This window comes from Caballeronia sp. ATUFL_M2_KS44 (genome assembly GCF_023630965.1).
Lineage (GTDB): Bacteria > Pseudomonadota > Gammaproteobacteria > Burkholderiales > Burkholderiaceae > Caballeronia > Caballeronia concitans.
This window is the reverse complement of the sequence record NZ_JALQEA010000006.1, coordinates 546,538-560,583: the sequence shown is the minus strand read 5'-3', so window position 1 is coordinate 560,583 and position 14,046 is coordinate 546,538. Positions and strand designations below refer to the sequence as shown.

Here is a 14,046-nt window from a genome sequence, read left to right as displayed (position 1 = left end):
TGCGCGGTTACGCGTTCTCGTCAGCCGGCTTTTCGCCCTTCGCTTCCGGCACGCGTTCGAGCACGGCGGCGAAAAAGCCGTCGGTGCCGTGCTTGTGCGGCCAGAGCGACAGATAATCGCCGGTATCGAGATCGATACGTTGCTCGGCGAGCACATCGCGCGCGGGCACGACGCGGAAGTTCGGATGCGTCTCCAGAAACTGCGCGACGACGTCTTCGTTTTCCGCCTGGAGCATGCTGCACGTCGCGTAAACGAGACGGCCGCCGGTTTTCACGAGACGCGCGGCGCTCGTGAGAATCGACAACTGCTTGGGCGTGAGTTCCGCGACCGTCGCGGGCGATTGCCGCCACTTGAGGTCAGGATTGCGGCGCAGCGTGCCGAGGCCGGAACACGGGGCATCGACGAGCACGCGGTCGATCTTGCCCGCGAGGCGCTTGATCTTAGCGTCGTGCTCGCTGTCGATGAGCACCGGATTCACGTTCGACAAACCGCTGCGCGCGAGACGCGGCTTCAGCTTCGCGAGCCGGCGATCGGAGACGTCGAAGGCATAGAGACGGCCCGTGGAGCGCATCATCGCGCCGAGCGCCAGCGTCTTGCCGCCCGCGCCCGCGCAGAAGTCGACGATCATCTCGCCACGGCGCGGCGCCATCAGCGAGCACAGAAGCTGGCTACCCTCGTCCTGCACTTCGATCCAGCCTTCCTGGAACGGCGCGAGGCGCGTGAGCGCGGGCTTGCCTTCCACGCGGATGCCGAACGGCGCGAACGGCATTTCGCCCGCGTCGATGCCCGCTTCCACGAGCGCCTTCAGCGCCGCTTCGCGCGTCGCCTTGATCGGGTTCGCGCGCAGGTCGAGCGGCGCCGGATAGTTCAGCGCGGCCGCGAGTTGCGCGAGTTCCTCGGGCGGGAAGCGCTTGCCCATCGCCTCGTAAATCCACTGCGGCAGGTTCGTGCGCACGCGCACCGGCAGGCTCGCCGGATCGATCTTCGACACTTGCGCGAGCCATTGATATTCGTCCGCGGACACGTGCGGCTTGAGCGCCGAGAGACCGGCGGTCTGCATCAGCCCGAGCAGCGCGAGACGGCGCGCCTGGTTGCCGCTGCCGCTTTCCGCCAGATGCGAGAACTCCATCTTCCGGCGCAGCACGGCGAACACCGCCTCGGCGATCACGCCGCGCTCGCCGTGGCCGAGCTTCGGATGCGCGCGGAAAAAGCGGCTCGTCGCGGCATCGGCGGGACCGGCGAAGCGCAGCACGTCCGCCAGCAGCGTTTCGGTTTGACCAATCAGAAATCCATGCAGCCTCATGCGCCCTCCCCGGCAATGTCGGCAAAGAGCCATTGCGGCTCAGACGGCGTGAGGGCGACACGTTCGCCCTCGATAGTTAAACGCCCTTCGATAAACCAGCGCACCGCGCGCGGGTAAATGGTGTGTTCGACAGCGAGCACGCGCGCCGCGAGCGCGGCGGCATCGTCGCCGGCGATGACCGGCACCGCGCCCTGCGCGACGATCGGCCCGTGATCCAGCGTGGGCGTCACGAAATGGACGCTCGCGCCATGCACGCGCACGCCGGCGTCGAGCGCCTGCTGATGCGTGCGCAAGCCCGGAAAACACGGCAACAGCGACGGATGCACATTCAGCATGCGGCCCGCGTAACGTTCGACGAACGCGTCTGTCAGCACGCGCATGAAGCCTGCCAGCACGACGAGATCGGGTTCGAAGCGATCGATTTCGCGGGCGAGCGCCGCGTCGAATGCTTCGCGGCCGTCGAACGCGCGATGATCGACCACCGCGGTTTCGATGCCGTTCGCGGCCGCGAAACCGAGTCCGGCGGCATCGGGCCGATTGGAAACGACTGCCGCGACGCGCGCCGGCCAGCCGTCACGCGCACACGCGCGCACGACGGCCTCCATGTTGCTCCCGCGTCCGGAAATCAGAATAACGATTTTTTTCATCCGCCGATTTTATCATTCGGCGGCGGCGAAAATCGTGCCAAAGGGCAGCAAGCTCGCGCGAAGCCCGCCGCCGCGCGCCATCCGGACGCCCGCCCGGCCGGGCGCGCCCGTCGCCGCGTGCGAGCGTTTATAATCGAACGCTTTGCAGCATCAGCCCTCCCACCGACCAACGCCTATCGTGAGAGTCTTTCGCGGCCTCCCCAATGCCGAAAGCCGCGCGCCCTGCGCACTGACCATCGGCAATTTCGATGGTGTCCACCGCGGCCACCAGGCGCTGCTCGCGCGCGTGCGCGCCGCCGCCGACGCGCGCGGGCTGCCGGTCTGCGTCATGACTTTCGAGCCGCATCCGCGCGAGTTCTTCAATCCGGCGGGCGCGCCGCCGCGCATCGCCATGTTGCGCGACAAGCTCGAAGCGCTGCGCACGAACGGCGTGGATCGCGTGGTGGTCGAGCATTTCAATCACACGTTCGCGAGCCAGTCGCCGGATACGTTCGTGAAGAACGTCATCGTGGACGGCCTGCACGCGCGCTGGGTCATGGTCGGCGACGACTTCTGCTACGGCGCGAAGCGCGCGGGCAATTTCGATTCGCTGAAAGCCGCCGGCGAGAAGTACGGCTTCGAAGTCGAGCAGATGGCCACGGTCGCGCATCCGAACGGCGCGCGCATTTCGTCGTCGTCGGTGCGGGCGTCGCTCGTCGCGGGCGACCTCGACGCCGCGCATGTCGCGCTCGGGCGTCCGTACGTGATCAGCGGTCATGTCGTGCACGGCGCGAAGCTCGGCCGCGATCTCGGCTTTCCCACGCTCAACCTGCCGATCGCGCACAAGCGGCCGGCGGCGTCGGGCATTTTCGTCGTGCGCGTGCACGGTCTCGCCGACGAACCGCTGCCCGCCGTCGCGAGTCTCGGGCTGCGTCCGACCGTCGACGATTCCGGCCGCGTGCTCCTCGAAGTCTTCGTGCTCGACTGGCACGGCGACGCGTACGGCAAGCTCGTGCGCGTCGAGTTCCTGAAGAAGCTGCGCGACGAGGAAAAGTACGTGGACCTCGAAACGCTGTCCGCCGCCATCGCGAAGGATGTCGACGACACGCGCGCCTATTTCGGCCTGCCGCCCGCGAGCAACGCCGGCAGCCGCGCCACGGGCTTCGCCATTTCGGCCACCGACCGAATTAGGTGAGCGCGCGGTGCCGCTTTGAGAAAAGCGCATCGCCCGCTGCCCCGCCTTCGAATCATCGCGCGTAGTTTGCAAGCGCCGTCTCACCGAATTCACTGAGTCACTCATGAGCGACAAGAAAGAGAAAGCCTCCTCGAAGTATCCGGTCAACCTGCTCGATACGCCCTTCCCCATGCGCGGCGACTTGCCGAAGCGCGAGCCGTCGTGGGTCAAGGAATGGCAGGACAACAAGATCTACGAGAAGATCCGCGCCGCCTCGAAGGGCCGCAAGAAGTTCATCCTGCACGACGGCCCGCCGTATGCGAACGGCGACATCCACCTGGGCCACGCCGTCAACAAGATCCTGAAGGACATGATCGTCAAGGCGCGCAATCTCGCGGGCTTCGACGCCGTCTACGTGCCCGGCTGGGACTGCCACGGCATGCCGATCGAGATCCAGATCGAAAAGCAGTTCGGCAAGTCGCTGCCCGCCGCCGAAGTGATGCAGAAGGCGCGCGCGTACGCGAGCGAGCAGATCGAAAAGCAGAAGGTCGGCTTCCGCCGGCTCGGCGTGCTCGGCGACTGGGACAATCCGTACAAGACGATGAACTTCGTCAACGAGGCCGGCGAAATCCGCGCGCTCGGCAAGATCATGGAAAAGGGCTACGTGTTTCGTGGCCTGAAGCCGGTGAACTGGTGCTTCGATTGCGGCTCGGCGCTGGCCGAGGCGGAAGTCGAGTACAAGGACAAGACCGATCCGACCATCGACGTGTTGTTCGCGTTCGCCGAACCGGAAAAGACCGCGCAGGCGTTCGGCCTGCCCGCGCTGCCGAAGACCGAGGGCGGCATCGTCATCTGGACGACGACGCCCTGGACGATTCCCGCGAACCAGGCGCTCAACGTGCATCCGGAGATCGTGTACGCGCTCGTCGATACGCCGCGCGGCTTGCTGATCCTCGCGCAGGAGCGCGTGGAAGCGTGCCTGCAGAACTACGGCCTGCCGGGCGAGATCATCGCGACGACGACCGGCGAGAAGCTCGCCAACCTGCGCTTCCATCATCCGCTCGCGGCGGCGCATCCGGGCTACAAGCGCACGTCGCCGGTCTATCTCGGCGATTACGTGACGACCGAAAGCGGCACGGGCGTCGTGCACTCGTCGCCGGCGTATGGCGTGGAAGACTTCGTGTCGTGCAAGGCGCACGGCATGGCGGATTCGGACATCATCAATCCGGTGATGGGCGATGGCCGCTATATCGAATCGCTGCCGCTCTTCGGCGGGCTGTCGATCTGGAAGGCGAATCCGCAGATCGTCGAGGCGCTCGGTGGCGCCGGATCGCTGCTCAAGACCGAAAAGTACACGCACAGCTACATGCACTGCTGGCGCCACAAGTCGCCGATCATCTATCGCGCGACGTCGCAATGGTTCGCGGGCATGGACGTGAAGCCGGCGGACGGCGGCAAGACGCTGCGCGAAACGGCGCTGGAAGGCGTCGAGAACACGGCGTTCTATCCGTCGTGGGGCAAGCAGCGTCTGTACAGCATGATCGCGAATCGCCCGGACTGGACGCTCTCGCGTCAGCGCCAATGGGGCGTGCCGATGGCGTTCTTCGTGCACAAGGAAACCGGCGAGCTGCATCCGCGCACGCTCGAATTGCTGGAGGAAGTGGCGAAGCGCGTGGAGCAAGGCGGCATCGAAACGTGGCAATCGCTCGATCCGCGCGAATTGATCGGCGACGACGCCAACATGTACGAAAAGAACCGCGACACGCTCGACGTGTGGTTCGATTCCGGCACGACGCACTGGCACGTGCTGCGCGGCTCGCACAAGGACGAGCTGCAGTTCCCGGCCGATTTGTATCTCGAAGGCTCGGACCAGCATCGCGGCTGGTTCCATTCGTCGCTGCTTACGGCATCGATGCTCGACGGCCGCCCGCCCTACGACGCGCTGCTCACGCACGGCTTCACCGTCGATGGCGAAGGCCGCAAGATGTCGAAGTCGCTCGGTAACGGCGTCGATCCGCACGAAGTGGCGAACCGCCTCGGCGCGGAAATCATCCGCTTGTGGATCGCATCGACGGATTATTCCGGCGAGCTTGCCATCTCCGAGGAAATTTTGAAGCGCGTGACGGAGACGTATCGCCGGATTCGCAACACGCTGCGCTTCCTGCTCGCGAACCTGTCGGATTTCGACTTCGACAAGAATGCCGTGCCGGTTCAGGACTGGCTCGAAATCGACCGCTACGCGATCGCGCTCACGCGCAATCTGCAGGACGACGCCCTCGCGCATTACGAGAAGTACGAGTTCCATCCGGTCGTCGCGAAGCTCGCCACGTTCTGTTCGGAAGACCTGGGCGGCTTCTATCTCGACGTGCTGAAGGACCGTCTCTACACGATGAAGCCGGATTCGCGCGAGCGCCGCAGCGCGCAGACCGCGCTGTATTACATCGCGCACGGTCTGCTGCGGCTCGTCGCGCCGTATCTGTCGTTCACGGCGGAAGAGGCGTACAAGGTGCTGAAGCCCGGTCAGGACACCATCTTCACCGAAGTCTTCGCGACGTATCCGGACATCGCCGACGGCGGCGAGCTGCTCGACAAGTGGACGCTCATCCGTAGCGCGCGCGGCGACGTGACGAAGGCGCTGGAAGAAGCGCGCACGGCGAACCAGATCGGCTCGTCGCTGCAGGCGGAAGTCGTCGTGCGGGCGAGCGGCGCGCGTCATGACGCGTTGTCCAGTCTCGGCGATGCGCTGCGCTTCGTGCTGATCACGTCATCGGCGAAAGTCGAGCACGTGGCGAGCGAAGCGGAAGAAGGCGTCGACGTGACGGCATCGAGCTATCTGAAGTGCGAGCGCTGCTGGCACTACTGCGCGGACGTCGGCTCGCACGCGGAGCATCCGGGCCTGTGCGGCCGCTGCTTCTCCAATCTCTTCGGCGCTGGTGAAACACGAGGCGCAGCATAATGGCAACCAGGACGATGGCGAAACAAACTTCCTCGAGTGGATCGCTCGCGCCGTGGCTGGGCGTCGCGCTGATCGTGATTCTGTTCGACCAGTTGACGAAGATCGCGGTGCAGAAGGTGTTCGCGTATGGCGAGCCGCATGCGCTCGCGCCGTTCTTCAACCTGCTGCTCGTCTATAACCGCGGCGCGGCGTTCAGCTTCCTCGCGGCGGCGGGCGGCTGGCAGCGCTGGGCGTTCACGGCGCTGGGCGTCGTGGCGGCGGCGGTCATTTGCTATCTGCTCAAGAAGAATGCGACGCAGCGGCTCTTCTGCACGGCGCTCGCGCTCATCATGGGCGGCGCGATCGGCAACGTGATCGACCGGCTCGCTTACGGCCACGTGATCGACTTCCTCGACTTTCACGTGAACGCGTGGCACTGGCCCGCGTTCAATCTCGCCGATACCGCGATCACCATCGGCGCAGTGCTCTTGATCTTCGACGAACTGCGGCGCGTGCGCGGATCGCGATGATGTTCACGGCGCGGCTCCTTTTCGGGAGCCGCGCTTCTTTGCGACGGAGGCAAGTTGGAACTCGCTGGCAAACATCTCGTATTGGGGCTGACGGGCGGCATCGCGTGCTACAAGATCGCGGAGCTGACGCGTCTGCTCGTGAAGGCCGGCGCGACCGTGCAGATCGTGATGACCGAAGCGGCCACGCAGTTCATCACGCCCGTCACCATGCAGGCGCTGTCGGGCCGACCGGTGTACGTCTCGCAATGGGATGCGCGCATGCCGAACAACATGGCGCACATCGATTTGTCGCGCGAGGCGGATGCCATCGTCATCGCGCCCGCGTCCACCGACTTCATCGCGAAGCTCGCGCACGGCATGTGCGACGACCTGCTCTCCACGCTCTGCGTCGCGCGCGACTGCCCGCTGCTCGTCGTCCCGGCGATGAATCGCCAGATGTGGCAAAACCCGGCGACGCAGCGCAACGTCGCGCAAGTACGCGATGACGGCATCGAAGTGCTCGGGCCGGATTCCGGCTCGCAGGCGTGCGGCGAAGTCGGCGATGGCCGCATGCTGGAGCCGTCGGTCACGTTCGAAGCCATTTGCGCGTTCTTCCAGCCGAAGATCCTGCGCGGCCAGCGCGTGCTGATCACCGCCGGTCCCACGTTCGAGCCGCTCGATCCGGTGCGCGGCATCACGAATCGCTCGTCGGGCAAGATGGGCTTCGCGCTCGCGCGCGCGGCGGCGCAGGCGGGCGCGGACGTGCATCTCGTCGCCGGGCCGGTATCGCTGGCGACGCCGTGGGGCGTGTATCGCGAGGACGTGCAGACGGCGCAGCAAATGCACGACGCCGTCATGGAAGCCACGTCGGATGCAGACATCTTCATTGCGGTGGCGGCGGTGGCGGACTGGCGCGTGGATCACGCGAGCGCGCAGAAGATCAAGAAGACGCCGGGCCAGCCGCTGCCGACGTTCGATTTCGTCGAAAATCCGGACATTCTCGCCTCGGTGGCGAAGCTGCCGAATCCGCCGTACTGCGTAGGTTTCGCGGCCGAAAGCGGCGACCTCGAATTGCACGGCGAAGAGAAGCGCAAGCGCAAGAACGTGCCGCTTCTGATCGGCAATCTCGGTCCGCTCACCTTCGGCCGCGACGACAACGAAGTCGTGCTGTTCGAAGCATCGGGCACGACGCCGTTGCCGCGCGCCGACAAGCAGAGCCTCGCGCGCACGCTGATCGCGGAAATCGCCAAACGCGCGCCGCGCGGCGGCGGCATGCTCTTCTCCTGAATCCATGACGAAGCTATCCGTTCTCGATCAAACGCCGGTCATCCACGGCCACACGGTCGCGGATGCCATCGCGGCCACGCTCGATCTCGCACAACTCGCCGACGATCTCGGCTACACGCGCTACTGGTGCGCGGAGCATCACGGCTTGCATGGCGTGTCGAATCCGTGTCCGGAAGTGATGCTCGCGCGCATCGGCAGCCTGACGACGCGCATCCGCATCGGCTCGGGCGGCGTCATGCTGCCGTACTACTCGCCGTTCAAGGTCGCCGAGCAATTCCTGATGCTCGAAGCGCTGTTTCCGAATCGCGTCGATCTGGGCGTCGGGCGCGCGCCGGGCGGCGACATGCGCACCGCGCAGGCGGTCGCGTCGGGTTCGTACAATCGCGGCGATATTTTTCCACAGCAAGTCGCCGAACTGATCGCGCTCTTCGACGGCAACGTCCCCGACGATTCGCTCGCCAAAGGCGTGCTGCTGCAACCGCGGATCGATACGCGCCCCGAACTGTGGATGCTCGGATCGAGCGATTTCGGCGGCCTGCTCGCGGCGCAACTCGGCATTCGCTATGCGTTCGCGCATTTCATCAACGCGCAGTACGGGCATCGCGTGGCCGAGGCGTATCGCGAGCGCTTCACCGCCGGCCATGAAGCGAAGCCGTATCTCGCGGCAGCCGTGTTCGTGATCTGCGCCGATACCGACGAAGAAGCCGAAGCGCTGGAAAAGGCCGTCGATCTGCGACGCGTGCAGATGGCGTACGGCCTCAATCAGCCGATTCCGTCCATCGCACAAGGCGCCGCGCAGCAATATGGCGAGCGCGAACGCGCGGTCATCGCGCATGAGAAAGCGCGCAGCATCATCGGCACGCCGGAACGCGTGACCGAGGAACTGCACGCATTGCAGGAACGATTCAACGCCGACGAACTGATCGTGCTGACAGTCGCCGGCAGCTACGCCGCACGCACGCGGTCCTATCAACTTCTCGCCGACGCCTTCGCGCTCGGCGCCCAAGCCTGAACCATGAAACTCGACGTCAAGATTCTCGACGCGCGCATGCGCGACTTCATGCCCGCCTACGCGACGCCCGGCAGCGCGGGACTCGACCTGCGCGCGTGTCTGGATGCACCGCTCGTCATCGAGCCGCATCAGACGGTGCTCGTGCCGACCGGCCTCGCCATTCACCTCGCCGATCCCGGCTACGCTGCGCTCATCCTGCCGCGCTCGGGCCTCGGCCATAAGCACGGCATCGTGCTCGGCAATCTCGTCGGGCTGATCGATTCGGATTATCAAGGCCAGTTGATGGTCTCGACGTGGAATCGCAGCGATATCGCGTTCACGCTCAATCCGATGGAGCGGCTCGCGCAACTCGTGATCGTGCCGGTCGTGCAGGCGGCGTTCAATATCGTCGACGACTTCGAAGCGAGCGAGCGCGGCGCGGGCGGCTTCGGCAGCACGGGCAAGCACTGAGCTTCTTTTTCGTTCCGCCTTCACGCGCAGTCAGCCGACAGGCTTCCTTTCAGGTGCGTAATTGACTGCGTATTTTTTACAGTTCCGACTAAATCACCAATAGAAGCCTGACCTATACTGACTAGGATTTAATCCATGCCTCTCAGTACAGGCAGGTTCTTAATAAATAGTCAGGAGACCAAAATGAACGGAAAAACTTTTAGGAAATTATTCGCCGGCTTCTTATATTTCGTTGTCCTTTTTTTTAATGTTGCACATGCGATCACGCCCTCCGGCAGTTGGACCCTCGCGAACGATTCCTCAAACAGCAAAGACTATTTCATGCGAATCGACGTCGATCCTGGCGAGAAATACAGCGCCAGCGGGTTCGCACCTTCCAGCGTGTACTGGGCGGAGTATGTGCAGTTCAACGGTAATTTCGGCGGCTACCTGGGACTTCAGCGCGGCGACGGGGCGAAGCTCGCGCTGGTCTCGATCTGGAGCGGTCTCGACGCCAAGGCAGGTGTCCTGCCAGTCAAGCCCTGTAACGAAAACGGGCCTTGTGTCAGCGTCGGCGGACCTTATGACTGGAAGGTCGGCCATCAATATCGCTTTCGCGTGGAACTCAGCCCGAGAACCCCGTCAGACGCTCAGGGCAACTGGTGGCAGATCACGCTGGCGGATCTGACCACCGGCACCATCGACATTCTTGGCGAACTCAAAACGCCCAAGTCGGGTGGCTTGACCCGGTCGAACGGCGTTTTCCTCGAATACTTCTGGGGCCCGTACCAGTGCAACACGCTGAGGCACGCGAAGGCCACGGAAGCCTCGCCGCGCGGAAACTACGGCCAGGCGACCGCCCTTTCTTATTCGAATGGCGACTCCTACGGGGACCCCGATGTTTGCCCGTCCACCTCGACCTTGTACGGAATGACCCCGCAGGACTTCGGTTCGTCGTCGAAAGTCGACGGCAACAACACGATCACGCTGCTGGGCAACAACTATCGCGGCATCTTCAATTGGGGAGCGTTCTCGACCCAGGCCAAGGCCGGGATGATGTACGTCGCGAATACATCGGACGACTATCCCTACATTTACCGAGCCGTGCACGATGGCGCGTACTGGTATTTCCCGGCAGCCGGCGCCAACAACGCGGACTGGAAATCGGTCGGAACGGGTTATCCGATCATCAACGATCTGTTCTTCCGCAATCAGCGCCTGTATGAGTGGAGCGAGCGAGGTGCTTCGTACGTGAAGATCGGCGATTATTTCGTCTACACGAATCCCTACGTTGGCGGCGAGGTGGAGTTCTTCAAGCTGGCGAAAGCCGGAGCTGGGTATTATCCGACGGACCGCACCAGCAACGCCTATTGGACCTACGTGGGCCGTTACCCGCGCAAGAACGAAGCGGTTCCGACCATGCCTGTGCACACCTGGAACGAAGATCCGAACAGAAACGGCAGAAAGGGATCGCTCTATGTGTACCCGGGCAATCCCACGATGTATTTCATCAAGAAAACCGACGGCCAATACTGGTACTTCCCGACGACTCCTAGCGACAATGACTGGTGGCAGTTTGTCGGTTACCACAGCTAGACAGGCGAGTAGCGGATAAAAAAACGGCGCGGTCGAAACCGCGCCGTTTTTCATTCGTGCTGCCGAAACATCAATCCACTTCGATCGCTTCCGGATTCGGATTGCGCGGCGGAGCCGAGTTCTCGTCGAACGTGAGCTGCACCTTGTCGTCCGCATCGACGTCCACGGTCACGCGGCCGCCGTTGAGCAGCTTGCCGAAGAGAAGCTCGTCGGCGAGTGCGCGGCGAATCGTGTCCTGAATCAGACGCTGCATCGGACGCGCGCCCATCAGCGGATCGAAACCGTGCTTCGCGAGATGCTTGCGCAGCGCGTCGGTGAAGACGGCATCGACCTTCTTCTCGTGCAGCTGATCTTCCAGTTGCATGAGGAACTTGTCGACCACGCGCAGGATGATTTCCTCGTCCAGAGAGCGGAAGCTGATGATCGCGTCCAGACGGTTGCGGAACTCCGGCGTGAACATGCGCTTGATGTCGGCCATTTCATCGCCCGATTCGCGCCGCGACGTGAAGCCGATCACCGCCTTGCCCATCGCCTCGGCGCCCGCGTTCGTCGTCATGATGATGATGACGTTGCGGAAATCCGCCTTGCGGCCATTGTTGTCCGTCAGCGTGCCGTGATCCATTACCTGCAGCAGCACGTTGTAGATGTCCGGATGCGCCTTCTCGATTTCGTCCAGAAGCAGCACGCAATGCGGCTTCTTCGTGACGGCCTCGGTCAGCAAACCGCCCTGATCGAACCCGACATAACCCGGCGGCGCGCCGATCAGCCGGCTGACCGCATGACGCTCCATGTACTCGGACATGTCGAAGCGCAGCAGTTCGATGCCCAGCGTGAACGCCAGTTGCTTCGCCACTTCGGTCTTGCCGACGCCCGTCGGCCCCGAGAACAGGAACGCGCCGATCGGCTTGTCCGTCTTGCCGAGGCCCGCGCGCGCCATCTTGATCGATGCCGACAGCGCATCGATGGCCGGGTCTTGCCCGAACACGACGGCCTTCAGATCGCGATCCAACGTCTGCAGCTTGCTGCGGTCGTCCTGCGACACGCTTTGCGCCGGCACGCGCGCGATCTTCGAAATGATCTCTTCGATCTCGCTCTTGCCGATGGTCTTCTTCTGCTTCGACTTCGGCAGAATGCGCTGCGCCGCGCCCGCTTCGTCGATCACGTCGATGGCCTTGTCCGGCAAATGACGATCCGTGATGAAGCGCGCCGACAGTTCAGCCGCCGCCGACAGCGCACCCGACGAGTACTTCACGCCGTGATGCTCTTCGAAGCGCGACTTGAGGCCACGCAGAATGGCGACCGTCTGCTCGACGGACGGCTCGGTGACATCGACCTTCTGGAAGCGCCGCGAGAGCGCCGCGTCCTTCTCGAAGATGCCGCGATATTCGGTGAACGTCGTCGCGCCGATACACTTCAACTGCCCCGACGACAGCGCCGGCTTCAGCAGATTCGACGCGTCGAGCGTGCCGCCCGATGCCGCGCCCGCGCCGATCAGCGTGTGAATTTCGTCGATGAACAGAATGGCGTGCGGACGCTCCTTCAGTTCCTTCAGCACCGTCTTGAGACGCTGCTCGAAGTCGCCGCGATACTTCGTGCCCGCGAGCAACGCGCCCATGTCGAGCGAGTAGACCTGCGCATCCGCGAGGATGTCCGGCACTTCGCCGCGCGTGATGCGCCAGGCGAGACCTTCGGCGATCGCCGTCTTGCCCACGCCCGCTTCGCCCACGAGCAGCGGATTGTTCTTGCGGCGGCGGCAGAGCACCTGCACCACGCGCTCGACTTCGAGCTCGCGGCCGATCAGCGGATCGATCTTGCCGTCCTTCGCTTGCTGATTCAGGTTCTGCGTGAACTGCGCGAGCGGCGTTTCCTTCTGAGCGGCGGCGTCTTCCGATTCCGGATTCGCTTCGCTGTTCGCCTTCGCGGCATCGCCGCTGTTCGTCTTCGCGATGCCATGCGAAATGAAATTCACGACATCGAGCCGCGTCACGCCCTGCTGCTGCAGGTAGTAGACCGCGTGCGAGTCCTTCTCGCCGAAGATCGCGACGAGCACGTTCGCGCCCGTCACTTCCTTCTTCCCGTTCGACGTCGACTGCACATGCATGATCGCGCGCTGAATCACACGCTGGAAACCAAGCGTCGGCTGAGTATCGACGTCGTCCGTGCCGGGCACGGTCGGCGTGTTGTCATGAATGAAATTGCGCAGGTTCTGACGCAAATCTTCGATGTTTGCTGCGCAGGCGCGCAACACCTCAGCGGCGGTCGGATTGTCCAACAAGGCCAGTAAAAGATGCTCGACCGTAATGAACTCGTGCCGCGCCTGACGTGCTTCCATAAACGCCATGTGCAGACTGACTTCCAGTTCCTGGGCAATCATGCTTCCTCCATCACGCACTGCAGCGGATGCCCCGCCTGCCGTGCATGGCTAACGACTTGCTCAACTTTGGTCGACGCAATGTCCCGCGTGTAGACCCCACAAACTCCCCTGCCCTCGCGATGAACCTTCAGCATGATCTGCGTCGCAGTCTCACGATCCTTATTGAAGTATTCCTGCACGATCATCACGACGAATTCCATCGGCGTGAAGTCGTCATTCAGCAGCACCACCTTGTACATCGACGGCTTCTTGAGCTTCTGCTCCTGCCGCTCGAGTACCGTGCCATCCTGCTTGTTGGGATTAATCGCCATACACCCATTCTAAACAACACGGGCGCTGTCGCAATTGCCGCTCCAGCACCGGCCAAACGACCGGAAAGGGTTACTGAAACGCGCGTTACGCAGCTACCGTCCATCGAATCCTGCCGGCGCCCAACGGTTCGGCGCGGCCCGCTTGCTTCTCGTCGAATCCAGTATCGCACAGCTTCAAAAAAAACAAACCGCAACACCGTGGCGGGCTGCCGGGCGTATCACACAAGTGAGTCGATTATGCGACTTTTCAAGATGACTTGCTTGGACGGAGGCGCACACGCAAAGCAGGAATTACCCTACGAATGTGATCTCTGCAACGAGCATAAGCTCTATCCTAAAAAAATCTTGACACTCGATTTAAGAGATTCAACAATCAAACTGGCACTTTTTTCCGGGGGCCTCCGGGCAAAAATGGCCGAGGTGAGCTAGTGAGGAGGAGCGGTTGGCTTGAGGGGTGAGCCGTCGAGCTTTTCGAACGTGCTCGGGTTGC

The 14,046-nt window shown here is 63.2% G+C and carries 11 protein-coding genes; 7 read left to right on the top strand and 4 right to left on the bottom strand.

Annotation, left to right across the window (positions count from 1 at the left end; genetic code table 11):
• Positions 1-7 precede the first annotated feature (7 nt).
• Both NCR39_RS02595 and purN read right to left on the bottom strand, forming a co-directional pair.
• Positions 8-1,303, bottom strand: a complete 1,296-nt coding sequence (locus NCR39_RS02595; protein ID WP_250450541.1) for an RsmB/NOP family class I SAM-dependent RNA methyltransferase — start codon at positions 1,301-1,303, stop codon at positions 8-10.
• Positions 1,300-1,950 (bottom strand): phosphoribosylglycinamide formyltransferase, encoded by a 651-nt coding sequence (gene purN, locus NCR39_RS02590; RefSeq protein ID WP_250450540.1) that lies wholly within the window; start codon positions 1,948-1,950, stop codon positions 1,300-1,302. The genes NCR39_RS02595 and purN overlap by 4 nt, the downstream gene beginning before the upstream one ends.
• Before the next feature lie 178 nt (positions 1,951-2,128).
• Here purN and NCR39_RS02585 point away from each other — a divergent pair, with 178 nt between their 5' ends.
• The 7 genes from NCR39_RS02585 (at position 2,129) to NCR39_RS02555 (ending at position 10,871) form a co-directional block, all read left to right on the top strand.
• The gene (locus NCR39_RS02585) at positions 2,129-3,124 is read left to right on the top strand and encodes a bifunctional riboflavin kinase/FAD synthetase (RefSeq protein ID WP_250450539.1); all 996 of its coding nucleotides are present in this window, start codon (positions 2,129-2,131) and stop codon (positions 3,122-3,124) included.
• A 103-nt stretch (positions 3,125-3,227) separates the two neighbouring features.
• Positions 3,228-6,059 (top strand): isoleucine--tRNA ligase, encoded by a 2,832-nt coding sequence (ileS, locus tag NCR39_RS02580; RefSeq protein WP_250450538.1) that lies wholly within the window; start codon positions 3,228-3,230, stop codon positions 6,057-6,059.
• Between the two features lie 14 nt (positions 6,060-6,073).
• Positions 6,074-6,568, top strand: coding sequence for a signal peptidase II (gene lspA, locus NCR39_RS02575; RefSeq protein WP_502800153.1), 495 nt, complete (start codon positions 6,074-6,076; stop codon positions 6,566-6,568).
• A gap of 54 nt (positions 6,569-6,622) precedes the next feature.
• A complete protein-coding gene (gene coaBC / locus NCR39_RS02570) occupies positions 6,623-7,834 on the top strand; it encodes a bifunctional phosphopantothenoylcysteine decarboxylase/phosphopantothenate--cysteine ligase CoaBC (protein WP_250450536.1) in 1,212 nt (403 codons plus the stop codon).
• Between the two features lie 4 nt (positions 7,835-7,838).
• A complete protein-coding gene (locus NCR39_RS02565) occupies positions 7,839-8,846 on the top strand; it encodes an LLM class flavin-dependent oxidoreductase (RefSeq protein ID WP_250450535.1) in 1,008 nt (335 codons plus the stop codon).
• Between the two features lie 3 nt (positions 8,847-8,849).
• The gene (gene dut, locus NCR39_RS02560; protein ID WP_250450534.1) at positions 8,850-9,296 is read left to right on the top strand and encodes a dUTP diphosphatase; all 447 of its coding nucleotides are present in this window, start codon (positions 8,850-8,852) and stop codon (positions 9,294-9,296) included.
• Between the two features lie 183 nt (positions 9,297-9,479).
• A complete protein-coding gene (locus NCR39_RS02555) occupies positions 9,480-10,871 on the top strand; it encodes a DUF3472 domain-containing protein (protein ID WP_250450532.1) in 1,392 nt (463 codons plus the stop codon).
• A 70-nt stretch (positions 10,872-10,941) separates the two neighbouring features.
• Here NCR39_RS02555 and clpA read toward each other — a convergent pair whose 3' ends face one another.
• Both clpA and clpS read right to left on the bottom strand, forming a co-directional pair.
• A complete protein-coding gene (clpA, locus tag NCR39_RS02550) occupies positions 10,942-13,245 on the bottom strand; it encodes an ATP-dependent Clp protease ATP-binding subunit ClpA (protein WP_040051722.1) in 2,304 nt (767 codons plus the stop codon).
• Positions 13,242-13,556 carry an ATP-dependent Clp protease adapter ClpS gene (clpS, locus tag NCR39_RS02545; RefSeq protein ID WP_040051721.1) on the bottom strand — a complete coding sequence of 105 codons (315 nt, stop codon included), beginning with the start codon at positions 13,554-13,556 and terminating at the stop codon, positions 13,242-13,244. Before clpS ends, clpA begins: the two co-directional genes overlap by 4 nt.
• Positions 13,557-14,046: the final 490 nt, after the last annotated feature.